This is a genomic window from Mycobacterium sp. IDUB_1 (assembly GCF_055419625.1).
Genome location: NZ_JBVAYA010000002.1, coordinates 132,293 through 154,299, shown reverse-complemented (window position 1 = coordinate 154,299; position 22,007 = coordinate 132,293). Strand labels below are relative to the sequence as shown.

Annotated in this window: 20 protein-coding genes; 10 read left to right on the top strand and 10 right to left on the bottom strand. The window is 68.7% G+C overall.

Annotated features, from left to right (window positions below):
• Positions 1–40 precede the first annotated feature (40 nt).
• Together ACZYYX_RS13475 and ACZYYX_RS13470 are read left to right on the top strand one after the other, a co-directional pair.
• A complete protein-coding gene (locus ACZYYX_RS13475) occupies positions 41–694 on the top strand; it encodes an Abi-alpha family protein (protein WP_463815032.1) in 654 nt (217 codons plus the stop codon).
• Positions 691–1,923: a DUF445 domain-containing protein gene (locus ACZYYX_RS13470; protein WP_463815031.1), complete on the top strand. Its 1,233-nt coding sequence runs from the start codon at positions 691–693 to the stop codon at positions 1,921–1,923. The genes ACZYYX_RS13475 and ACZYYX_RS13470 overlap by 4 nt, the downstream gene beginning before the upstream one ends.
• 253 nt (positions 1,924–2,176) lie before the next feature.
• Here the strand turns inward: ACZYYX_RS13470 and ACZYYX_RS13465 are convergent, their stop codons facing one another.
• Positions 2,177–3,055, bottom strand: coding sequence for an aminodeoxychorismate lyase (locus tag ACZYYX_RS13465; RefSeq protein ID WP_463815030.1), 879 nt, complete (start codon positions 3,053–3,055; stop codon positions 2,177–2,179).
• A gap of 51 nt (positions 3,056–3,106) precedes the next feature.
• Between ACZYYX_RS13465 and ygfZ the strand changes: the two genes are divergently transcribed.
• Both ygfZ and ACZYYX_RS13455 read left to right on the top strand, forming a co-directional pair.
• Positions 3,107–4,192, top strand: coding sequence for a CAF17-like 4Fe-4S cluster assembly/insertion protein YgfZ (gene ygfZ, locus ACZYYX_RS13460; RefSeq protein ID WP_463815029.1), 1,086 nt, complete (start codon positions 3,107–3,109; stop codon positions 4,190–4,192).
• A 130-nt stretch (positions 4,193–4,322) separates the two neighbouring features.
• Positions 4,323–4,502 carry a DUF3073 domain-containing protein gene (locus ACZYYX_RS13455; protein WP_335332929.1) on the top strand — a complete coding sequence of 60 codons (180 nt, stop codon included), beginning with the start codon at positions 4,323–4,325 and terminating at the stop codon, positions 4,500–4,502.
• Positions 4,503–4,527: 25 nt separating this feature from the next.
• Here ACZYYX_RS13455 and purM read toward each other — a convergent pair whose 3' ends face one another.
• Positions 4,528–5,601, bottom strand: a complete 1,074-nt coding sequence (gene purM / locus ACZYYX_RS13450) for a phosphoribosylformylglycinamidine cyclo-ligase (RefSeq protein WP_463815028.1) — start codon at positions 5,599–5,601, stop codon at positions 4,528–4,530.
• 110 nt (positions 5,602–5,711) lie between these two features.
• Between purM and ACZYYX_RS13445 the strand changes: the two genes are divergently transcribed.
• Positions 5,712–6,161 carry a cupin domain-containing protein gene (locus ACZYYX_RS13445; RefSeq protein WP_463815786.1) on the top strand — a complete coding sequence of 150 codons (450 nt, stop codon included), beginning with the start codon at positions 5,712–5,714 and terminating at the stop codon, positions 6,159–6,161.
• A gap of 75 nt (positions 6,162–6,236) precedes the next feature.
• Positions 6,237–7,208 carry an NAD(P)H-binding protein gene (locus ACZYYX_RS13440; protein WP_463815026.1) on the top strand — a complete coding sequence of 324 codons (972 nt, stop codon included), beginning with the start codon at positions 6,237–6,239 and terminating at the stop codon, positions 7,206–7,208.
• Between the two features lie 44 nt (positions 7,209–7,252).
• Here ACZYYX_RS13440 and purF read toward each other — a convergent pair whose 3' ends face one another.
• Together purF and ACZYYX_RS13430 are read right to left on the bottom strand one after the other, a co-directional pair.
• The gene (gene purF, locus ACZYYX_RS13435) at positions 7,253–8,794 is read right to left on the bottom strand and encodes an amidophosphoribosyltransferase (RefSeq protein WP_463815024.1); all 1,542 of its coding nucleotides are present in this window, start codon (positions 8,792–8,794) and stop codon (positions 7,253–7,255) included.
• Positions 8,795–8,916: 122 nt separating this feature from the next.
• The gene (locus tag ACZYYX_RS13430) at positions 8,917–9,309 is read right to left on the bottom strand and encodes a sterol carrier family protein (protein WP_463815023.1); all 393 of its coding nucleotides are present in this window, start codon (positions 9,307–9,309) and stop codon (positions 8,917–8,919) included.
• Positions 9,310–9,325: 16 nt separating this feature from the next.
• Here ACZYYX_RS13430 and ACZYYX_RS13425 point away from each other — a divergent pair, with 16 nt between their 5' ends.
• The gene (locus ACZYYX_RS13425; RefSeq protein WP_463815022.1) at positions 9,326–10,519 is read left to right on the top strand and encodes an MCE family protein; all 1,194 of its coding nucleotides are present in this window, start codon (positions 9,326–9,328) and stop codon (positions 10,517–10,519) included.
• Here ACZYYX_RS13425 and ACZYYX_RS13420 read toward each other — a convergent pair.
• From ACZYYX_RS13420 to ACZYYX_RS13395, 6 genes are read right to left on the bottom strand one after another with little or no spacing between them, the layout of a single operon-like run.
• Complete coding sequence (locus tag ACZYYX_RS13420; protein WP_463815021.1) at positions 10,509–11,132, bottom strand: Rv0804 family intramembrane glutamic endopeptidase; 624 nt, start codon at positions 11,130–11,132, stop codon at positions 10,509–10,511. The two genes, ACZYYX_RS13425 and ACZYYX_RS13420, sit on opposite strands and share 11 nt — an antisense overlap.
• Positions 11,129–12,847 carry an alpha/beta hydrolase gene (locus ACZYYX_RS13415; RefSeq protein WP_463815020.1) on the bottom strand — a complete coding sequence of 573 codons (1,719 nt, stop codon included), beginning with the start codon at positions 12,845–12,847 and terminating at the stop codon, positions 11,129–11,131. Before ACZYYX_RS13415 ends, ACZYYX_RS13420 begins: the two co-directional genes overlap by 4 nt.
• Positions 12,844–15,150 (bottom strand): phosphoribosylformylglycinamidine synthase subunit PurL, encoded by a 2,307-nt coding sequence (gene purL, locus ACZYYX_RS13410; protein ID WP_463815019.1) that lies wholly within the window; start codon positions 15,148–15,150, stop codon positions 12,844–12,846. Before purL ends, ACZYYX_RS13415 begins: the two co-directional genes overlap by 4 nt.
• 10 nt (positions 15,151–15,160) lie before the next feature.
• Positions 15,161–16,357: a cation:proton antiporter gene (locus tag ACZYYX_RS13405; protein ID WP_463815018.1), complete on the bottom strand. Its 1,197-nt coding sequence runs from the start codon at positions 16,355–16,357 to the stop codon at positions 15,161–15,163.
• A 19-nt stretch (positions 16,358–16,376) separates the two neighbouring features.
• Positions 16,377–16,724: a VOC family protein gene (locus ACZYYX_RS13400; RefSeq protein ID WP_463815017.1), complete on the bottom strand. Its 348-nt coding sequence runs from the start codon at positions 16,722–16,724 to the stop codon at positions 16,377–16,379.
• 15 nt (positions 16,725–16,739) lie between these two features.
• Entirely contained in the window at positions 16,740–17,993 is a 1,254-nt protein-coding gene (locus ACZYYX_RS13395) for a M18 family aminopeptidase (protein ID WP_463815016.1), read from the bottom strand.
• Between the two features lie 52 nt (positions 17,994–18,045).
• On the opposite strand from ACZYYX_RS13395, the gene ACZYYX_RS13390 reads away from it, so the two are divergent.
• The 3 genes from ACZYYX_RS13390 to ACZYYX_RS13380 all read left to right on the top strand — a co-directional run bounded on the left by ACZYYX_RS13390 (position 18,046) and on the right by ACZYYX_RS13380 (position 21,749).
• On the top strand, positions 18,046–19,041 hold the full coding sequence (locus tag ACZYYX_RS13390; protein ID WP_463815015.1) for a Dyp-type peroxidase: 996 nt from the start codon (positions 18,046–18,048) through the stop codon (positions 19,039–19,041).
• Positions 19,038–19,835, top strand: coding sequence for a family 1 encapsulin nanocompartment shell protein (locus tag ACZYYX_RS13385; protein ID WP_463815014.1), 798 nt, complete (start codon positions 19,038–19,040; stop codon positions 19,833–19,835). The genes ACZYYX_RS13390 and ACZYYX_RS13385 overlap by 4 nt, the downstream gene beginning before the upstream one ends.
• 312 nt (positions 19,836–20,147) lie before the next feature.
• The gene (locus ACZYYX_RS13380; RefSeq protein ID WP_463815013.1) at positions 20,148–21,749 is read left to right on the top strand and encodes a PGRS repeat-containing protein; all 1,602 of its coding nucleotides are present in this window, start codon (positions 20,148–20,150) and stop codon (positions 21,747–21,749) included.
• Positions 21,750–22,007: the final 258 nt, after the last annotated feature.

The window sequence follows — 22,007 nt, the reverse complement described above, 5'->3', positions numbered from 1 at the left end:
GAGGCGGCGTCAAATGGTGGCGGTAGTCCCCGGTTTAATCATGGTGTTGTTGCGGGCGCCGCAGGCCGTCGCCTCCCGAGGGATGTTAGAAGCCGTGCTCGACGCGCTCACCGAGGCCGAGCGAATTGCGGTGCGTGCGGTGAGGGCGCACCTCGCCGAACTGGATCCTCCGCCCGTCACCGACTCGGCCACCGATCTCGCGATCGACGAGCCGCTGACGACGCCATCCGCATTGCTGCGCGCGCTTCTCGCACAGTCGATAGACCTTCGGCCCGTAGAGAGCCGAACAGCACTTCACATCGCGATCTTGCAGAACCTGGTGCCCGACGAGGCACGCATCCTGGCGGCGTTGTCCGATGGCACGGCCTATCCCGTGATCGACGTCTTCGAACCGACCCTGGGTACCAGTAGCCCGGTCGTTCTGATGAACGCCTCCACAGTCGGACGCGCGGCGGGGGTCGCCCTGCCCCACCACACGCCGTTGTACGTCACCCGCCTCGTCCATGCCGGATTGGCCGAGATCGGGCCGGAGGGTGGGTCGGCGATGCACGACGACTACGAGATGTTGCTCACCGACAGTGCGGTCAACGCCGCGATGTTCCGTGCACGACGCGGGATCCGCTCGGCGCGGGTGCTGCGCAGAACGGTCCGGATCAGCGATCTGGGCAGCGAACTGTGGGAGGCAGCGACGTGACCGCCATGTTGGACAACGCATTCACCCATCCGTGGTGGGTGTACGTCATGATCCCCCTCGGCGCGGCGCTGGTGGGGTGGGCGACGAAAATTCTGGCGCTCAAGATGATGTTCTATCCGGTCGAGTTCAAAGGCATCAAGCCCTATCTCGGCTGGCAGGGGCAGATTCCAAAGCGAGCGCCGAAAATGGCTGCCGTCGCGGTTGATTCACTCACGTCCGGCATCATCAAACCGGAGGAGATGTTCGACCGGATCGATCCTGAGGAGATGGCCGCGGAGCTGTCGGAGCCGCTGCATGCAACCGCGGCCGACATCGTCGACACGATGATGATGGCAATGCAGCCGCAGGTTTGGCGCGCCACCCCGGACCAGGTCAAAGACCTCATCGTGGCCAACGTCGACAAGCGCATCCCCTCGCTGGCGCGCGACATGTTCGACGAACTGCGCGGTCGGGTCGACCAGATCTTCGATATCAAGCACATGGTCGTGACGAACCTCGTCCGCGACAAGGTCAAGCTGAACAACGTCTTCCAGGACATCGGCCGATCGGCGTTCCGCTTTCTGGTGCGCGCAGGTCTGTGGTTCGGCTTCATCATCGGACTGGTCCAGGTCGTCGTTTTCGGCGTGACGGGCTGGACCTGGACCCTGCCCCTGTTCGGACTGATCACCGGCGGCCTGACCGACTATGTGGCGCTGCAGATGATCTTCCGTCCGCTGCAGCGTCGCACCGTTTTCCCTGGCATCAAGTGGCAGGGCGTATTCCAGGCCGAACGCGACGACGTGATCCGCGGCTACGCGGGGCTCATGGCCCGAGAGATCTTCACCCCGCAGGCGATCATGGAGAGCATGCTGACCGGCCCGATGTCGGACAAGTTCTACGACATCATCGACGGCGAGGTCCGTAAGACCATCGACAATCAACTGGGGCCGGCGGTCAGGGTGATCAACTTGGTCGGGAGCCGGCAGTACCAGGAGATGAAGCGCGACGTCGCGGCCGCGGTGATCGCCACGCTGCCTGAGACATCCAGCTACATGGAGGGTTACCTGCGGGAGCGGCTTGCGCTGGAGGAGACGATGATCGAGAAGATGAAGGATCTCGATTCTCAGGCCTACGAGAACCTTCTGCGGCCGGCGTTCAAGGACGACGAATGGATAATCGTCGTGCTGGGCGCAGCCCTTGGATTCGTCTTCGGACATCTGCAGGCCGAACTGATCCTCCTGCTCGCCTGACGTGGATAGCCGGCCCCAGAAACGGAGCAGCCCCCGAGCCGTTGTCCTCGGTCGGACTCAACCGAGGGGCTCGGGGGCCGGGTGGCCGCGGGGAATTCGCCAGCGCGCGCAGTAGGCGTCAAGCGCTCCCCGGCGCTGCTAGCTCGCAGCCACCTCACATGTCCATAAGTCAATCAATTTGTCGGACCACCTCCTTCCCTGTGTACAGGCGAAGGTACTCGCGCTCCGGCTGCGCGACAAGGGAATTACTCTGTCAGCGATCGCTGAGGATGGCGGCGTCGACCAGAGCAGCGACGTCGGCGGCCATCGGTGCAGGAGCCAGCGCAGTGCCGTCCAGGGTGTGTACACGCGCCGCCAGCGTGATGCTCGATACCAGCCACACCCCCTGTGCGGTCAACAGATCGGCGGGCCTCAGGGCCTGGTAGTCGCAGTCGTAGCCGGCCGTGCGCGCCACCTCGAACAGCGCCCGCTGCGTGGTGCCGCGCAGGATCGGATACCAGGGCGGTGGCGTCAGCAGGCAGGGCCGGCCGTCGTCGGAGGTCGTGGCGATGACGACAGTCGAGCGGGGGCCTTCGAGGACGTTGCCGTCGGTGCTGACGAAGATGACGTCGCCGGCACCGTTCCGCTCGGCGTGGCGCAGGGCGGCCATGTTGACGGCGTAGGACAGCGTCTTGGCTCCGGCGACGAGCCACGGCATGCTCTCGTCAGCGTTCGAGGCGAGGCCGCGGTCGAGCGTCAGCGCGGCCACGCCGGCGCGGCGAGCCTCGGCCACACGCGGGGCCAGCGGGCCGATGGTCGCGTAGGAGGTTCCGGTCGGCTCGCTTTCCCTGCCGCGGCTGTACACCAGGCGCAGCACGCCTTCGTCGCCGCCGCCGGTGAGCCATCGGGTCACGGCCTGGTCGATCGCAGACCTCCACGCCGGCAGGTCGGGGGCGGGCAGGTCCATCAGGTGCGCCGAGTGCGTGAGTCGCGCGAGATGCGCCTCGAGCAGGCAGGGTCTGCCCTCGCGGATCAGCAGCGTCTCGAAGATCCCGTCGCCGCGCACCGCGGCGAGGTCGTCGGCGTGCAGCAGCGGCGCAGACGGATCGACGACGCCGGCGTCGAGGGAGACCACCACGCTGAGTCCGGCCATGGGGCATCAGCGTAGCCGCGCGCGTGAACCGCCGGCTCGTAGAGTTGAGGTATGTCTTCCCACACCTCCGCGGTTCCCGCGCCCGAGAACGGACCCGATTCCGGCGCGGTCTGGCATCACGGCGATCCGCTGGGTGAGCAGCGCGCGGCCGCCCAGGGTGCGATCGTGGTGGACCGGTCGCACCGGGCCGTACTGAAACTCACCGGAGCGGAGCGCAGGAGCTGGCTGCACACCATTTCCAGCCAGCACGTCAGCGATCTCCCCGACGGTGCGGTGACGGAGAATCTCAGTCTCGACGGGCAGGGGCGTGTCGAAGATCACTGGCTGCAGACGCAGCTCGACGGCGTCACGATCCTCGACACCGAACCGTGGCGTGGCGAGCCGCTGTTGACCTTCCTGCGCAGGATGGTCTTCTGGGCCGACGTGGTCGTGGAGCCCGCGGACCTTGCGGTGTTGTCGCTGGTGGGCCCCGCGGTGGCCGAGACAGCGGTCCTCGAGGCGATCGGGGTGCCGGCGTTGCCGGTCCCCGGTACGGCCGTCGCATTGCCGGACGGCGGCTTCCTGCGCGCGCTGCCGGGCGCCACCGACGAGGTCGACCTCGTCGTGCCGCGTGATCAGGCGGCAGCGTATCTGCAGCGGCTGGAGGCGGCCGGCGTGCGCCGCGCCGGGGTGTGGGCGTACGAAGCGCATCGGGTGGCGGCGCTGCAGCCGCGCCTGGGCGTGGACACCGACGAGCGCACGATCCCGCACGAGGTGGGGTGGATCGGATCGGCGGTGCATTTGGACAAGGGGTGCTACCGGGGCCAGGAGACCGTCGCGCGGGTGCACAACCTCGGCAAGCCGCCGCGCATGCTCGTGCTGCTGCATCTCGACGGTGCCGGTGATCGGCCGGAGACGGGCGACCCGGTGCTGGCCGGTGGCCGCACCGTGGGCCGGCTGGGCACCGTGGTCGAGCACGTCGACGAGGGGCCGATCGCGCTGGCGCTGCTCAAGCGTGGCCTCACGGCGGACACCGAGCTGGTGACCGGCGGCGAGGTGGCGGTGTCGGCGGCCATCGATCCCGATTCCCTGCCGGCCGCCGATGTGGCGGGAGCAGGCAGGTTGGCGGTCGACCGGCTGCGGGGCGCCGCGCGGTGACCGAGCCAAAACGGGGCCTGCCAGCGCTGCGGCGTTCGGCACGGTAAAGTGTCAGCAGGACAATAGACACACTCAGATCGGAGCCGCCTAGCAATTAGGCCGCTCCGTTATTGCGCGAGGGGGTTCCCCCATGGGCCGCGGCCGGGCAAAGGCAAAGCAGACCAAGGTTGCTCGTGAGCTCAAGTACAGCTCACCGCAGACTGATTTCGAGCGGCTCCAGCGCGAGCTGGCCGGTGGTGACGACGACCGCCTCGGCGGTGACGTCCCATCGGACGATCGCTGGGTAGACGAGGACGACTGGCGGCCCTAGCCGCCGGTGTGTCCCACGCCCCTGGTCAGAATCGGGGGTGTTGGCCCACGAGCACCGCTCGTGACGCGTCCTTGCTGCCCTTCTCGATAGTTCCGAGGGTCCAGCAGCTCAGGTGACGAGCGGTCAGTACGGCCAATGCGCGGTCGGTGTCCTCCGGCGCGACAACGGCCACCATCCCGACGCCCATGTTGAACGTCTTCTCCATTTCGACGCGTTCGATGCGGCCGCGCTGGGCGATCATGGCGAACACGGGTGCTGGTGTCCAGGTACCGCGGTCCAGATGGGCGACCAGACCGGGCGGGATGACCCGTTCCAGGTTTCCGGCCAGTCCACCGCCGGTGACGTGGCAGAACGTGCGCACCTGCGTTTCGGCGGCCAGCGCCAGACAGTCCTTGGCGTAGATGCGCGTGGGCTCCAGCAGCTCTTCGCCGAGGGTGCGGCCGAACTCTTCGACGTGGCCGGCCAGGTTCATGTGGTCGATCTCCAGCAGCACGTGCCGGGCCAGGGAGTACCCGTTGGAGTGCAGGCCGGTCGACGCCATCGCGATGACCACGTCGCCGGGGCGGACACGGTCAGGGCCCAGCACGTCGTCGGCCTCGACGACGCCGATGCCGGTCGCGGAGATGTCGTAGTGGTCCGGCGCCATCAGGCCGGGATGCTCTGCCGTCTCACCGCCGAGAAGCGCGCATCCGGCCGCGACGCAGCCCTCCGCGATGCCGCCCACCAGCTCGGCGACGCGTTCGGGGACGGTGCGCCCGACGGCGATGTAGTCCTGCAGGAACAGCGGTTCGGCTCCGCACACCACGAGGTCGTCGACCACCATCGCGACGAGGTCGATGCCCACGGTGTCGTGCTTGTCCATCGCCTGGGCTACGGCGAGCTTGGTGCCGACGCCGTCGGTCGAAGAGGCGAGCAGTGGTTCGCGGTAGCCGCCGCGGAGGGCGAACAGGCCGGCGAACCCGCCGAGGCCACCCAGGACCTCGGGTCGGGTGGCCTTTTTGGCGAGGGGTTTGAACAGCTCGACGGCGCGGTCGCCTGCTTCGATGTCGACCCCTGCCGACGCGTAGGAAATGCCGTGTTGTTCGGCGCGATCGGTCATCGGCCATAAGGCTACCGCTCGGCGACCGTGGCCGGTACGTCGCCGGCCGACGTGTGCGGTCTTGCACTCGTGGTGGTCTCTGCCGTGCGACCCTGACGACCGTGGCACGAATGCGGCGATGGTGTGCGGTGGTGCCGGCGATCGCCGCACTGGCCGCGGTGGTGGTCACTCCGGGCGCAGCGGGGGCAACGCCCGGTGTCGGTGTCGACGCCGTCACTCTGTCGGATTCGACGGCCGAAGGCAGCCACTATGTCGCCAAGCTGCTGACGATCGCCCCGGGTGGGGGCACTGGCTGGCATTACCACCCGGGCAACGTGTTCGGGGTGGTGCGTTCCGGCACGCTGACCCACTATTCCGCGGACTGCTCGGTCGACGGGGTTTACCCCACCGGGTCGACGACCACGGAGCGCAGCGGCCCGGGGTACGTGCACGCCGGCCGCAACGACGGTCCGGACCCGCTGGTCATGTGGGTGCTGTACGCGAACCCGGCGGATCCGCCGGACCTCGCGCTCGTCGTCGACGCGCCCGATCCGGGCTGCGCGCTTCCCGGTTCCGGTTGATTCGGCTGTTACGGGGCATCCAGCTACGCATCGGCACCGAAGACCTTGTGAGTGTCGGCGACGAACGGAGTGCTGGTGTCGGCTGAGCAGATCAAGTCCCTGGTGACGGGTGCGACCGGGTACATCGGCGGGCTGTTGGTGCCCGAGCTGCTCGGGCGGGGTCATGTGGTGAGGGCGATGGCGCGCAAGCCGGCGAAGCTGGACACCGCGCCGTGGCGCGGCCAGGTCGAGGTGGTAACGGGCGATCTGACCAAGCGGGAATCGTTGGTGGCGGCGTTCGACGGGATGGACGTCGTCTACTACCTGGTGCATTCGATGGGCACGTCCAAGGATTTCGTCGCCGAGGAGGCCGAATCGGCGCGCAATGTGGTGGCCGCGGCCGAGAAGGCGGGTGTGCGCCGCATTGTGTATCTGAGCGGTCTGCATCCCGAGGGTGCCGACCTGTCGCGCCACTTGGGGTCGCGGGTCGAGGTCGGGGAGATCCTGCTGGCCTCGTCGATCGAGACGGTGGTGTTGCAGGCAGGCATCGTGATCGGGTCGGGTTCGGCGTCCTTCGAGATGGTGCGTCACCTCACCGACAGGTTGCCGGTGATGACGACGCCGAAGTGGGTGCACAACAAGATCCAGCCGATCTCGATCGACGACGTGCTGTACTACCTCGCCGAAGCGGCCGGCGCGGATGTGCCGGAGTCGCGCACGTGGGATGTGGGCGGGCCCGACGTCATGGAGTACGGGGATGCGATGCAGACCTACGCCGATGTCGCGGGTCTGCGCCGGCGCGTGATGGTGGTGCTGCCGTTCTTGACGCCGACGATCGCGAGTCTGTGGGTGGGTCTGGTGACGCCGATCAAGGCGGGCTTGGCGCGTCCTTTGGTGGAGTCGTTGGAATGCGACGCGATCTGCCACGAGCGGGACATCGACGCGGTGATCCCGCCGCCGGCGGCCGGGTTGACCTCCTACCGCGATGCCGTGGTGGCCGCGTTGAAAGAGGATCACACCGGACGCAGGCACCTGCTGCGCTTCAGTAAGGTTACTGCGCCGCAGTGATTTTCGACGCCGGAGGCGTCAACGGCAGCACGACGCCGGAGGCGTCAAGGCCGACGAAGCGCCGAGGCGTTGTCGTTCTCCGGCGTGAGCGGGATGCCGCTGCGCGCCGCGGTGGCGAGCATGTGCTCGATCACGTTCTTGCCGAGCGCGGTCTCGCCGGGCAGTTCGATCGGGTAGTTGCCGTCGAAGCAGGCCGAGCACAGACGCGTTGCGGGCTGCTCGGTGGCCGAGATCATGCCCTGCTGGGAGATGTAGGCCAGGGTGTCGGCGCCGATCGCGTGGCGGACCGCGTCGAGCATCTCCTCGCCGGCGCCGTCGGCGTTCGCCGCGTTGGCGATCAGCTCGGCCGGGGTCGCGAAGTCGATGCCGTAGAAGCAGGGCCATTTCACCGGCGGGGAGGCGATCCGCACGTGCACCTCGACGGCGCCCGCCTCGCGCAGCATCCGGATCAGGGCGCGCTGGGTGTTGCCGCGGACGATGGAGTCGTCGACGACGATGAGCCGCTTACCGCGGATCACGTCTTTGAGCGGATTGAGCTTGAGCCGGATACCGAGCTGACGGATGGTCTGGGACGGCTGGATGAAGGTACGGCCGACGTAGGCGTTCTTCATCAGGCCCTGGCCGTAGGGGATGCCGGATTCCTGGGCGTAACCGACAGCGGCCGGCGTCCCCGACTCGGGCACGCCGATCACGAGGTCGGCGTCGACGGCGCTCTCGCGCGCGAGCCGGCGGCCGATGTCGACGCGGGTCGCGTGCACTGAGCGGCCGACGAGGGTGCTGTCGGGCCGGGCCAGGTAGACGTACTCGAACACGCAGCCCTTGGGTGTGGGATTGGCGAACCGGGCGGACCGCACGCCGTCGGCGTCGATGGCGAGCAGCTCGCCGGGTTCGATGTCACGCACGAAGGACGCGCCGACGATGTCGAGAGCGGCGGTCTCCGAGGCGACCACCCAGCCGCGGTCGAGCCGGCCGAGAGACAGCGGACGCACGCCGTAAGGGTCGCGCGCGGCGTACAGGGTGTTCTCGTCCATGAAGGTCAAGCAGAAGGCGCCGCGCACCGTCGGCAGCAGCTCCAGCGCGGCCTGTTCGAGCGAGGAGTCCGCCGCGCCGTGCGCCAGCAACGCGCCGAGGATGTCGGAGTCGGTGGTGGCCGCCACCGTGCCGCGGTTGCCCATCAGGCCTTCGTCGCGGGCCCGCGCGGCCAACTCGGCGGTGTTGACGAGGTTGCCGTTGTGCCCCAGCGCGACGCCGGTACCCGCAGCGGTGTTACGGAACACCGGCTGGGCGTTCTCCCACGTGGTGGAGCCGGTGGTGGAGTACCGGCAGTGTCCGACGGCGACGTGCCCGGGCATCGCGGCGAGCGTCTGCTCGTCGAAGACCTGACTCACCAGACCGAGATCCTTGAAGACCAGCACCTGTGAGCCATCGGCCACCGCGATGCCCGCTGCTTCCTGGCCCCTGTGCTGCAGGGCATACAGGCCGTAGTACGTGAGTTTGGCCACTTCCTCGCCGGGTGCCCAGACTCCGAAGACTCCGCACTCTTCTCGAGGCTCGTTCTCTTGCTGCTCGGGCTGCTCGGCGGTCACGATCGTCGCTGCTCCCTAGGGGCGGTGGGTGACGGCCGTCAGTCTACGGTGAACCGAGGCCAAACGCGGAATCTCGCCGCGCCGTACACGTCAACCACCCTGAGCGCGCGCCGATTCCCCTGTCACTGCGGCAGCGCGACGATCGGTAGCGCCGCCGCGATCTCGCGAGCTCGTGAGCCGGACAGCGCGATCGCACCGGCAGCGGCCGCGTCGTCGAGGGTGCACAGCCCGGTGGCGAGCAACAGCCAGGTGCGGGGGTCCGTTTCGACGATGTTGGGCGGGTTGCCGCGGGTGTGGCGTGGCCCGTCGACACACTGGACCGCGACGAACGGCGGAACTCTGACTTCGACGGATGCACCGGGCGCCACGGCCGCGAGCGTTCTGGCCGTTGCGCGCACCGCTTCCGCCAGCTGGGGGCGCGGCGGGGCTTCGGCGTGCTCATCGCGCAGCCACTGCGCCACCGCCGCCACGGCGGCGCGGGTCTTTTCCGGATCGGCAGCACGGCGAACGGCCATGATCTAGGTTCTCAAAGTGTCTGTAGCCCGGGACGCACCGCCCTATCGGCGGCTGGGCGCGCTGATGCTCGTGGCGATCGCTGTCCTCGGCGCAGCGCTCTTCCTGCAGTTCCGGGGTGACTTCACGGCGTCGTCGACGGTCACCCTCGTCTCTGACCGGGCCGGGCTGGTCGTCGAACGCGGCGCCAAGGTCACGTTCAACGGGGTGGAGATCGGCCGGGTGGCGCAGATCGTGCCCGATCCCGCCGGCGCCCGCCTCACGTTGGACGTCGATCCCGACCTGATGACCGTCATCCCCGCCAACGCGGGGGCCCAGATCAGGGCGACGACGGTGTTCGGCAACAAGTACATCTCGCTGATGTCGCCGCAAAAGCCTGCGGCACAACGACTTTCCGACGGAAGCGTGCTACAGGCCGCGGCGGTGACGACGGAGTTCAACACATTGTTCGAGACGGTCACCGAGATCGCCGAGCAGGTCGATCCGGTGAAGCTGAACCAGACGCTGAACGCGACCGCCGAGGCGTTGCACGGGCTGGGCAACCGCTTCGGCGCGTCCCTGGAGGACGGCAACCGCATCCTCACGGAATTCGACGACCTGATGCCTCAGTGGCGCTCGGATGTCCGCGCCCTCATGTCCCTTGCCGACATCTACGCCGATGCCGCGCCGGATCTGTTGGACGGGCTCACCGCGGCAGTCACCACCGCGCGCACGGTGAACGCGCGGTCGGCCGACATCGACGCCGCGTTGATGGCGGCGGTCGGCTTCGCGGAGCCGGCGACCGCGGCGTTCGATCGCGGCGGCCCCTACCTGATCCGGGGCGCGGCCGACCTGCTGCCCACCTCGAAGCTGCTCGACGACTACCGCGGCATGATGTTCTGCACGATTCGCAACTACGCCGAGGTGGCCCCGGAGATCACCCGGGTCCTGGGCGGCGACAACGGCTATTCGCTGCGCTCGGCGGGCACCATCACCGGGGCCGGTAATCCGTTCGTCTACCCGGACAATCTGCCCCGGGTCAATGCGCGGGGCGGCCCCGAGGGCCGGCCCGGCTGCTGGCAGAAGATCACCCGTGAGCTGTGGCCGAATCCGTATCTGGTGATGGACACCGGCTTCAACCTGGCGCCCTACAACCACCTGGACCTGGGCCAGCCGCTGCTCGTCGACTACGTCTGGGGCAGGCAGGTCGGCGAGAACACGATCAATCCCTGACCTGGCGCGAAAACACCACCGCCGCAACGGCTCCGGATTCGTTGACAGCCAGGTGGGCCAGCATCGGCGCCGCCAGGCTGCCCGACCTGTCCCGCAGCCAGGAGAAGACCCAGCCCGCCGCCCCGGTGATGAGCACCGTGCCAGGCACCGATTCGCCGGCGGCGCGAGCGTCCGGAACATGGGAGAGGCCGAACACCGCGGCGGTGAACCAGCGTCCGCCGGCGACGCCGAACGCACGTGCCGCCGTGGAGCCCAGCGCAGCGCGGTAGCCCGCCTCCTCCGACCACACGGTGCCGAGCGGGATCTGCAGCAGCAGCCACCTCGCGGGCGACGAAGGCGGTGTGCGCGCGGCGATTCCCACGCGCACCGGAGCCAGTGTCGTCGAAAGTGCGACTGCTGCAACGACAAAGCCGCCCGCGGCACTCCCCCACCGCAGCCCGCGCAGCAGGGCGGGCGGACGCAGACCGAGCGGGGCGCCGGTCGACATCACGGCGGCGGTGCCGAGCAGCAGGTGCGGAGCAGGATTCCAGCGCCGTGGAATCCGCGGGGCCACCAGACTCCACCCCAGGAGTATGCCGGCGAGCGAGAGTGCTTGGCGGCGTTCGCCCTTCACTGACCATCCTCGGACTCGGTGCGTTGCATCGCGGCCCGGATGCGTTCGGTGTCCGACGGTGTCCACCCGGGAGGTGGCGCCACTGCTGCCCACCCGTCGAGGATGAAGTCGCCGTAGTTGTGGCCGTGCCCGCCGGGCACCGAGGAGGCGTTGGTCATATCGGCGGCGACCTGCCAGAACGTGATGATCGGGTACCACCGCATGGAGGCCGTCCGATCTCGGCCTGGCGGTTCGGCCAGCCAGTCGGGCCGGCTGAACAGGAGGTCCTGCGACCACCACACGATCGGGTCCGAGGGGTGTTGCAGGAACAGCACTCTGGTGCCCTCCCACGGTTCGGCGGCGTCGCGGGCGATCTGAGCCGCGTCGTTGCCCATCGAGAACCGCACGGTGCGGCCGTTGTCGTAGCGGGGGTGCACTTCGGGGGTGCCGGGATCACGGCGGACCGTGATCGCGTGCCACAGTGAGCTCGCGTTGGGCGGTCCTACCCACAGCACAGACGAGAAACCCATGCGGGAGATGTCGGGCAGCCAGTCGAACGCGCCCTGACCGGCCATCGAGCCCAGGCTTTCGCCGTACAGCAGCAGCTGCGGGCGGCGCTGCGGAGGCAGTTTCGCCCAGCGGTCGTGGATGGCGTCGATCATCAGCCGGCCGAATTCCACCGACTTGCGCTGATCGCCGATGAACGAAATCCAGCTCGGCAGAAAGGAGTACTGCGATCCGACGATCGCGGTGTCGCCGTTGTACATCATCTCCAGCGACCGCGCGGCGATCGGATTGATCCATCCGGTGCCGGTGGTGGGGGCGATCACGAGCACTTTGCGGTCGAAGGCGCCGCTGCGTTCGAGTTCGCTCAGCAGCACCGCCATCCTGGCCTGGTCGTCGTCTGCGGTCTCCAGCCCGACGTAGACCCGGACCGGTTCTCTCGCCGGCCTGCCGTTGATGGCGGTGAGCTCGGCGGCGCTCGGCCCGGTGGCCACGAAGCTGCGGCCCTGGTAGCCCAGGGTGTCCCAGGGCGCGAACGACTCTGGGCTACCCGATCTTTCCGGCGCCTGCGGCTGGCTGATACCGGCCATGGTGGTGGCGTTCTGGGGCTGGAAGACCCGATTGGCGCCGGCCAGGAACCCGCGCAGCAGCACACCGTTGACCAGCGTGATCACCAGCACCACGACGATCGCGGTGCCGATGAACAGGGCGAGTTCGTCGGAGATGCGCCAACGCCGGATCAGGTAGCGCGCGAGCGTGCGGATCAGGTCGATGAGCGCGCGGGTGATCGCAACGCAGAGGCCACCGATGACCGCGGCGAGCACCAGGGTTCGCAGATAGCTCGCGGTGCTGGGGCCGGGCAGGCCCATCAGCGCCGACACCTGGCGCTGCCAGCCCGCCGCCGGGATCACCATCAGCACGCAGGCCAGCAGCGACAGCACCACAGTGCCCGTCTTGAGCGCCGAGGACACCGTGAGCGACGGCGGCCACCAGGAGCGGCCGGCGAGGACGAACCGGCGCACCATCCGCGCGAGAAAGACTCCGATTCCGTAGCCGATCGCGGCGTTGACGCCGCCGATCAGCCCTTGGAACAGCCAGTCGCGCGGCAGCAAAGAGGGTGTCAGCGACAGGCAGAAGAACAGCGCGGCGAATGCGATGCCGGTGAAGTCCAACCGCAGCAGGCCCCACGCCCAGACGTAGAGGGGGTGTTTGGTGGACTCCCGAGAGGTCACCCGAACAACCCGGGCAACACACCTTCCGACGTCTGCCGCAGCTCCTGCAGGGTGACCGTGAACAGCCCTTGCACCTCGACGGAGGGCTCACCGCCGTCGGGGCCCTGGTCGACGACGCCGACGCGGGTGGCCGGCAACCCGCGGGCCTCGCACATCGCGGTGAATCTGCTCTCCTCGGTGCGCGGCACCGCCACCAGGACGCGGCCCGCCGACTCGGAGAACAGGTAGACGAATGGGTCCGATCCGTCGGGAAGGATGAGGCGGCAGCCGGTTTCGCCGGTCAGCGCGCCTTCGACGGCCGCCTGCATCAGACCGCCCTCCGACAGATCATGGGCCGCCGAGACCAGACCGTCGCGGGAGGCGGCGGTCAGCACCTCGGCCAGCAGCCGTTCGCGTTCGAGGTCGACACGGGGTGGTACGCCGCCGAGGTGGTCGGCGGTGACCTGCGCCCAGATGGAGCCGTCGAACTCGTCGTGGGTGTCGCCGAGCAGGATCAGCGACTCGCCCGGTTCGGTGCCGAATCCGGTGGGGATGCGCCGCTTCACGTCGTCGATGACGCCGAGGATGCCGACGACCGGGGTCGGCAGGATCGGCGTCGTGCCGGTCTGGTTGTAGAAGCTGACGTTGCCGCCCGTGACCGGAATACCCAGTGCCGCAGCGCCATCGGCGAGACCGCGGACAGCTTGGGAGAACTGCCACATCACGCCCGGATCCTCGGGTGAGCCGAAGTTCAGGCAGTTGGTGACGGCGACGGGCGTGGCGCCGGTGACCGCGACGTTGCGGTACGCCTCGGCCAGGGCCAGCTGGGCACCCGCGTAGGGATCGAGCGCGGTGTAGCGGCCGGACGCGTCGGTGGAGATCGCGATTCCGCGGCCGGTCTCCTCGTCGACGCGCAGCACTCCGCCGTCGGCGTTCTCGGCCAGCACGGTGTTGCCCCGCACGTAGCGGTCGTACTGCTCGGTGATGAACGCCCGGCTGCACAGGTGCGGACTGCCGATCATCGCCAGCAGCGTCGAGCGCAGCTCGTCGCCGGTCGCGGGCCGCGGCAGCGTCGCGGAGGTGTCGGCATTGAGCGCGTCCTGGGTGTCGGGACGCTGCACGGGCCGTTCGTAGACCGGTCCCTCGTGGGCGACGGTACGCGGCGGAACGTCGACGACAGTCGCACCGTGCCAGGTGATTTCGAGTCGGTCGCCGTCGGTCACCTCGCCGATCACGGTGGCCAGCACGTCCCACTTGCGGCACACGGCGAGGAACGCGTCGACGTTCTCGGGGGTCACCACCGCGCACATGCGTTCCTGCGACTCGCTGGACAGGATCTCCGCGGGGGTCATGTTGGCCGCACGCAGCGGCACCCGATCCAGCTCGACGCGCATTCCGCCGTCGCCCGCCGACGCCAATTCCGATGTCGCGCAGGACAATCCGGCGCCGCCCAGGTCCTGGATACCCACCACGAGGTCGGCGGCGTAGAGCTCGAGGCAGCACTCGATGAGCACCTTCTCGGTGAACGGATCGCCCACCTGCACGCTGGGCAGCTTCTTCCTGCCTGCGCCGGATTCGTCACCACCGAAGGTCTCTGACGCCAGCACCGACACCCCGCCGATACCGTCGAGGCCGGTGCGCGCGCCGAACAGGATGATCTTGTTGCCCGCACCTGAGGCAAAGGCGAGTTTGAGGTCCTCGGTCCGGAGCACGCCGACGCACAGCGCGTTGACCAGTGGGTTGCCGGAGTAGCTCGCGTCGAACACGGTCTCGCCGCCGATGTTGGGCAGTCCGAGCGAGTTGCCGTAGCCGCCGACACCGCGCACCACACCGTCGAGCACGCGGCGCGTGTCGGGGGCGTCGGCGGCGCCGAAGCGGAGCTGATCCATCACCGCGACCGGGCGGGCGCCCATCGCCATGATGTCGCGGACGATGCCTCCGACGCCGGTGGCCGCGCCCTGGTACGGCTCGATGTAGGAGGGGTGGTTGTGGGACTCGACCTTGAACGTCGCCGCCCAGCCGTCGCCGATGTCGACGACGCCGGCGTTCTCCCCGATGCCTGCGAGCATCGCCTCGCGCATCTTCGCGGTGGTCGTCTCCCCGAAGTACCGCAGATGCACCTTCGAGGACTTGTACGAGCAGTGCTCACTCCACATCACCGAGTACATCGCGAGTTCGGCGTCGGTGGGGCGACGACCGAGGATCTCGCGGATCCGCGCGTACTCGTCGTCCTTGAGGCCGAGCTCGCGGAACGGCTGCGGCTGATCGGGGGTGGAAGCGGCGTGGTCGACCGTGTCGACTTCGTGGGTGAGCCCGGACGTCACGCCCGACAGTCTAGTTCGCGGCCTGCGACAAGCGTGCCGCGGCGGACGGCGCGATCAACCCGTGGATGACGACGCTGCCCAGCACCACCACCACCATGACGGCCAGCGCGTCGTGCTCTTCGGCCCCGTCGAGCACGTTGTAGGCCAGCAGGCCGAACACGACGGTCGACGTTCCGCGCGGACCCAGCCAGGCCAACATCATCCGTTCCCGCCAGGAGAACCGCGATCGCAGCATCGCCAGCGCGACAGGAACCACCCGCACCACGGTCAGTGCCAGCAGACAGAAAACCACCGTCTGCCAGGACACTCCACGTTCGACGGCGAGGACGGCGACGGCGCCCACGACGAACCACATGATCGCCGAGAGCAGGAACCCGATGTCGTCGACGAACTCCAGTTCCTCGTGCCAGGACGAGGTGTGTCGCAGATAGTGGAACGCGATCCCGCAGACGAACGCCGAGACGAACCCGTTGCCGTCGAACGCGAGGCTCAGCCCGTAGGCCAGCATCGGCGCAGTGACCAAGATCATCCGCACGCTCTGGTCCGTCATCCAGCGGCGCCGGGTGGCGCCGTTGATGGCGAGCGCGAGCAGCGCACCGACAGCGCCACCGACGACGATCGCGGTCAGGGCCTGGGGCACGGCCGACCCCAGTGCGCGCAGCGGTGTCTCGGTGCGCAGGTCCCCGCCAGCCAGGGCCAGCGCGAAGATGAACACCGGGGCGACGATGCCGTCGTTGTAGCCGGCTTCGACGTTGAGGACGTTGCGCACCCGCTCCGGCACCCGTGCGTCGCGCAGGATCGTCGCCGCGGGCGCGAAATCGGTCGGCACCACCGTGCAGGCGATGACCAGCAGCACGGCGAAGGACAGCTCGGGCAGCATCCACGCCCCGAGCAGCACCGACAATCCGAGGCTCAGGGGCATGGCGAGGAACAGCACGCGCAGGGCCGCGCGGGGCTCCCGGCCGAACAGCCCGCCGCGGACGTCGGTGGCATCGACGAACAGCAGCACCGCGAGGATGATCTCGGCGCCGTGCTGGGCGACGTCGGCGTTGAGCGCGACGGCCAGCGCGTCGGAGGTGGTGAAGCCCGCAGCCACGCCGGCCAGGATCAACACGATCGGCGCCGTCACCCGGGCCCGTTCGAGCCGGCCCGCGCCGAGCGCCCATGCGGCGAACACCGCCGCGAAGGCGATCAGCGAGATCAGCACACGGCGATCTTGCCAGCGGTCACCCGTCCGCGACGCAGAACGCGTTGCCGTCGGGGTCGGCGAGAACCACCCAGTCGAACTCGGGGCCGAAGCTGTGCCGCCCGGTCTCCCGCGCGCCCAGTTCGACCAGGCGCTTCACCTCGGCGTCCTTGTCGGCGGCGTGCAGGTCTAGGTGCACCCTGTTCTTGCCGGGCGTCGGGTCGGGCACCTTCTGGAATCCCAAGGTGGGGCCGTCGTCCTGCGCGACCATGACGAATTCGCCTGGCGCAACGGCATTCACCTCGCTGCCGAGCGCCTGGGCCCACCAGCCGGCCAGCGCGTCGGGATCCGAACAGTCGAAGGTGATCATCGCGACATCGAGTGACATGTCGCAGACCCTAGGTCAGGCGGGTGACAAGAACGCCGCGAGCGCGGCCGAGTAGTCCGCGACGTCTGCGGCGCCCATGACTTCGCGCGCCGAGTGCATGGCCAACTGCGCGGCGCCCACGTCGACGGTCGGAATGCCGGTGCGCGCGGCGGTCATCGGTCCGATCGTCGAGCCGCAGGGCAGGTCGGCCCGGTGCTCATAGCGCTGCAGCGGGACCCCGGCCTGCTCGCACGCCAGCGCGAACGCCGCAGCGGTCCGTCCGTCGGTGGCGTAGCGCAGGTTGGGTTGCACCTTGAGTACGGGCCCGGCGTTGACCTCGATCAGGTGGCCGGGTTCGTGGCGCTCCGGATAGTTGGGATGGGTGGCGTGCGCCATGTCGCCGGAGGCGACCATCGAGGTCGAGCAGCGACGCAGGAAGTCTTCCCGGCCGCCACCGGCGGCCAGGGTGATCCGCTCGAGCACCGTCAGCAGCAGATCGGACTGCGCGCCGTGATCGGATTGCGAGCCGACCTCCTCGTGGTCGAAAAGCACCAGGACCGGGATCACGGTCGACGCCGGTGCCGCAAGAAACGCCTCCAGCCCGGCGTAACAGGTCGCCTGGTTGTCCAGGCGCGGCGCGCTGACGAATTCGTTCTCGACGCCGGTCAGCCGCGAGGGGGTCAGGTCGTGGGTCATCAGGTCGAAGCCGAGCACCGCGTCGGCATCGACGTCGACCTGCCCGGCGACGTAGTCGAGGAACGAGCGCGGCCCGCCGATCCCCCAGACCGCGTTCACGTGCCGCTGCGGGTTCAGCTCGACACCCTTGCGGTCCTCGGAGAGATGGATGGCCAGCTGCGGGACACGCAGGATCGGGTCGTCGATGCGCACGAGGACGTCTTCGGCGGAGGTGCCGGTGCGGACGGAGAGGCGGCCGCTGAGGCCGAGGTCGCGGTCTAGCCAGGAGTTCAGCCATGCGCCGCCGTAGGGCTGCAGCGCCACTACCTGGCAGCCTGCGACGGTCCGGTCCGGATGCTGCTTGACCCGCAGGTTCGGGCTGTCGGTGTGCGCGCCGACGATGCGGAACGGCTGGTGGGGTTCGCCCGTCGAGCGCCAGGCGATCAGGGACCCGGCGCGGATGACGAAGAAGTCGCCCTCGCCGGTCCACGCGTCGCGCTCGGACAGTTCGGTGAAACCGGCGTCGAGGAGCCGCGCGGCGGCGGTCCGGCAGGCGTGGAACGGCGACGGAGACGCGTCGATGAATGCGCAGAGGTCTTCAGCACGTGCCGACATGGTTGCCCATCTTCGTCGATCGTCGGTACTGATCATGATCTAGGGTCGCTGTGTGCCCGCCCCTCTCCCGCAGCCGGTGCTCGCGCCGCTGACCCCGGCGGCGATCTTTCTCGTCGCGACCATCGACGAGGGCGGCGAGCAGGCGGTGCACGACGCGCTGGGCGACATCGCGGGGCTGGTGCGCGCGATCGGCTTCCGCGACCCGAGCAAGCACCTGTCGGTGGTCACGTCGATCGGCTCCGAGGCGTGGGATCGGCTGTTCTCCGGCCCCCGGCCGGCCGAACTGCATCCGTTCGTCGCACTCGACGGAGGCCGGCACCAGGCCCCGTCCACACCGGGCGATCTGCTGTTCCACATCCGCGCGGAGACGATGGACGTCTGCTTCGAGCTGGCGACCAAGATCGTCGCCGCGATGGGTCCGATCACCATTGTCGACGAGACGCACGGCTTCCGGTTCTTCGACAACCGTGACCTTCTCGGATTCGTCGACGGCACCGAGAACCCCGACGGTCCGCTGGCTGACTCCGCGACGCGGATCGGTGACGAGGACCCTGATTTCGCGGGCGGTTGCTATGTGCACGTTCAGAAGTACCTGCACGACATGGCCTCGTGGAATGCGCTGTCCACCGAGGAACAGGAGCAGGTGATCGGCCGCACCAAACTCGACGACATCGAGCTCGACGACGCGGTCAAGCCCGCGAATTCGCATGTGGCGCTCAACGTGATCGAAGACGCCGACGGCACCGAACTGAAGATCGTGCGGCACAACATGCCGTTCGGGCAGATCGGGCGCGGCGAGTTCGGCACCTACTTCATCGGATACTCCCGCTCGGCCGCGGTCACCGAACGCATGCTGAGCAACATGTTCATCGGTTCGCCGCCCGGCACCACCGATCACATCCTGGAGTTCTCGACGGCGATCACGGGGTCGCTGTTCTTCACTCCGATCCAGGACTTCCTCGACGACCCACCCCCACTTCCTGTTTCGGCACCGGAGCGCTCCACCGGGTCTCTGGCCATCGGCAGCCTGAAAGGACAACCGCAATGAACAACCTGTACCGGGAGCTGGCTCCGATCACCGACGCCGCGTGGGGCGAGATCGAGCACGAGGCGACGCGAACGTTCAAGCGGCACATCGCGGGACGTCGCGTGGTGGACGTCAGCGAGCCCGGCGGTGCGGTGACGGCGGCGGTGAGCACAGGCCACCTGATCGACGTGGTGACACCGGGTGACGGGGTGATCGCGCATCTGCGTGAGGCGCGTCCGCTGGTTCGGCTGCGAGTTCCGTTCAGCGTCAAGCGGATCGACGTCGACGACGTCGAGCGCGGCTCGCAGGACTCGGACTGGGACCCGGTCAAGGAGGCGGCCCGCAAGCTGGCCTTCGCCGAGGACAGGGCGATCTTCGAGGGCTACGGCGCGGCGTCGATCAGCGGAATCCGCAAGTGCAGTTCCAATCCGGCGCTATCGCTGCCCGAGGACCCGCGCGAGATCCCCGACGTGATCGCCCGCGCGGTGAGCGCGCTGCGGTTAGCGGGAGTCGACGGGCCGTATGCGGTGCTGCTGTCGGCTGAGGTGTACACCCGGGTCGCCGAGACGACGGCCCACGGCTATCCGATCCTCGAGCACATCAACCGCCTGGTCGACGGTGACATCATCTGGGCCCCCGCGATCGACGGTGCGTTCGTGTTGTCCACGCGTGGCGGCGATTTCGACCTGCAACTGGGCACCGACGTCGCGATCGGATACCTGGCCCACGACGCCGAGACGGTGCAACTGTACCTGGAGGAGACGCTGACGTTCCTCTGCTACACCGCCGAAGCCTCGGTCGCCCTGACCCCATAGCCCGTCCGGCGAGCGCGCGAGTCTGCACGCAACACGCCGCCGCAATATGGCGTCTCACGCACGCTCGCGACCCGTCGACAGGGAGCCCTGAGCACACTCGTTTACCAAAACTCTGGCACGCGCGCGCAGTGGCTGATAGCTTTTGACAGCTGCTTGAATGCGCAAGGAGCTGGGGGAACAGCTTCGCACCACTCAACCGCGGGTGAACACACCTGCGGTTCAGGCCGCATGCGAGCAAAGTGTCGGGTCGACTAGGTGGGGGAATCTGTGCGTCGTACATCGTTGGGACGTGTCGGGGTTGCGGCGGCTGCGATGAGCTTGGGGGTGGTGTCACCACTGGTGGCGAATGCGGCCACACCGACCAAGCCGACGTCGGGAAACCTCTCGATTTCGATCAACGGTGAGGTCAAGCATCAAGAAGGACGGGCCCTTGCCGTGTCCACCGGTGCCGACTCTTTCGCCCTCGCCATCGGCCTGGGAGCCGAAGCGACGCTCTCCAGCGGCGACTCGCGCGCCGAGGCAAACGGTGACGGCACCCGGGTCATCCTCGACGGGACCGGCAATGCCGTCCGCGCGATCGGCGACAGGGTGACCGTGCTCGTGACTGGCGACAACAATAAAGTCCTGAACAACGGAGACTTCTCGTACTCGCAAATCACCGGAGACGGCAACTCCGTCGGCATCAACTCGCAGGGGTTCCACATGACCCTCACCGGAGACTCAAATGTGGTGTCGGTCGTCGGCTACAACCTCCGCCAGGTCTTCTGGACCTTCAGTGACGGGCGCGTCTGCTGGAGCCCGGGCTGCGTCTCCGGCTCGTCCGCCGCAGCACGAGACCGGGTCGGCTCCCCCGCCCCTCTCGTCGCCGCCGATCAACGAGTTCGCCTGTTCGGCAACGGGGCCGACGCCGCACAGGACTGCACCGGCGACGCCTGCAACGGTGGTGCCGGCGGCCTGCTCTGGGGCAACGGTGGTGACGGCGGTCGAGGCGGAACCCTAGCGGGCAAGGGCGGCAAGGGCGGAGACGCCAACGACGATTTCACGACCGCAGGCAACGGCGGTGATGCAGGGCTGTACGGAACCGGGGGTGACGGCGGCAGCGCCGGCGAGGCCGATGACGGGACCGGCGGCAACGGGGGCAGGGGTGGTCGCCTCGGAGGCAACGGCGGCGACGGCGGCCAAGGCGGAAGCTACTACGGCACGGGAGGCGACGGCGGCGACGCCGGCTCTCGCGGTGACGGCGGCGAGGGTGGCGCGGCCGGATCGGAGACAGCGAACGGTGCGTACGGCGGCGACGGCGGTAGCGGCGGCTCGGTGTCCGGCCAGGGCGGCCGTGGCGGCAACGCCTACGCAGCATCGACAGCAGTGGCCGGTTGGGGCGGCGACGCACTCGGTGTCGGGCGCGGCGGCAACGGGGGCAACGCCTACGCCGTCGACCCCGACAACGGGGTGGCCGTCGGCGGCGACGGAGGTGACGGCGGTCGTGTCGGCAACGGCGGCATCGGTGGCACCGGCCGTGGCATCTACGCGGGTGTCGGTGGCGACGGCGGCAACGGCGGCACCCGGTCCGGCAACGGCGGCTTCGGCGGCGCGGGCATTGGCGATTCAGAACTCGGCATCGGAGGCGGCGGCGACGGCGGCGACGCCGGCCGACAGGGCAACGGGGGCAGAGGCGGGCGAGGCGACGGCGGATCAGGGTCCGGCGGTGCCGGCGGCCACGGAGGAAGCCGCACGGGTGACGGTGGGGACGGCGGCGACGGCAGCGACAACGGCGGCAATGGCGGTAACGCCGGAGAACGCGGGAACGGCGGCGACGGTGGCGATACGGGCGCCGCAGGCACGCCAGGCACCGGCGGCAAAGGTGGCTCGAAGTCGGGCAGTGACGGCAAAAACGGCACCGCCTCCGACGACTAACCCCCGGCCGCGAGCGTACGTGTCTGCACGCAAAACGCCGCTCTAATGTGGCATTTCGCGCACGCTCACGGGGGCTCAGAGAGTCAGACGGCGCCAATTGATCGCGAAGGCGTTGCGCCGCGCGCCCGTCGGTCAATTCCTCACGGGCCTCGGGATGGCGCCAGTAGAACTGCACCAGATTCCGCAATGCAACACCGCCGGGGGTGTAGGCAGAGGCCGTGAACGACAACACCGTGCCATCCGACAGGATGAACACAA

Bases quoted from the DNA above. Each gene is read 5' to 3' on its own strand.
- ACZYYX_RS13455 (WP_335332929.1), top strand. From the start codon at position 4,323: ATGGGCCGCGGCCGGGCAAAGGCAAAGCAGACCAAGGTTGCTCGTGAG.
- ACZYYX_RS13395 (WP_463815016.1), bottom strand. From the start codon at position 17,993: ATGTCGGCACGTGCTGAAGACCTCTGCGCATTCATCGACGCGTCTCCG.
- ACZYYX_RS13445 (WP_463815786.1), top strand. From the start codon at position 5,712: ATGCGGCGATGGTGTGCGGTGGTGCCGGCGATCGCCGCACTGGCCGCG.
- ygfZ (WP_463815029.1), top strand. From the start codon at position 3,107: ATGTCTTCCCACACCTCCGCGGTTCCCGCGCCCGAGAACGGACCCGAT.
- ACZYYX_RS13380 (WP_463815013.1), top strand. From the start codon at position 20,148: ATGAGCTTGGGGGTGGTGTCACCACTGGTGGCGAATGCGGCCACACCG.
- ACZYYX_RS13465 (WP_463815030.1), bottom strand. From the start codon at position 3,055: ATGGCCGGACTCAGCGTGGTGGTCTCCCTCGACGCCGGCGTCGTCGAT.
- ACZYYX_RS13430 (WP_463815023.1), bottom strand. From the start codon at position 9,309: ATGGCCGTTCGCCGTGCTGCCGATCCGGAAAAGACCCGCGCCGCCGTG.
- purM (WP_463815028.1), bottom strand. From the start codon at position 5,601: ATGACCGATCGCGCCGAACAACACGGCATTTCCTACGCGTCGGCAGGG.
- ACZYYX_RS13385 (WP_463815014.1), top strand. From the start codon at position 19,038: ATGAACAACCTGTACCGGGAGCTGGCTCCGATCACCGACGCCGCGTGG.
- ACZYYX_RS13400 (WP_463815017.1), bottom strand. From the start codon at position 16,724: ATGTCACTCGATGTCGCGATGATCACCTTCGACTGTTCGGATCCCGAC.
- ACZYYX_RS13475 (WP_463815032.1), top strand. From the start codon at position 41: ATGGTGTTGTTGCGGGCGCCGCAGGCCGTCGCCTCCCGAGGGATGTTA.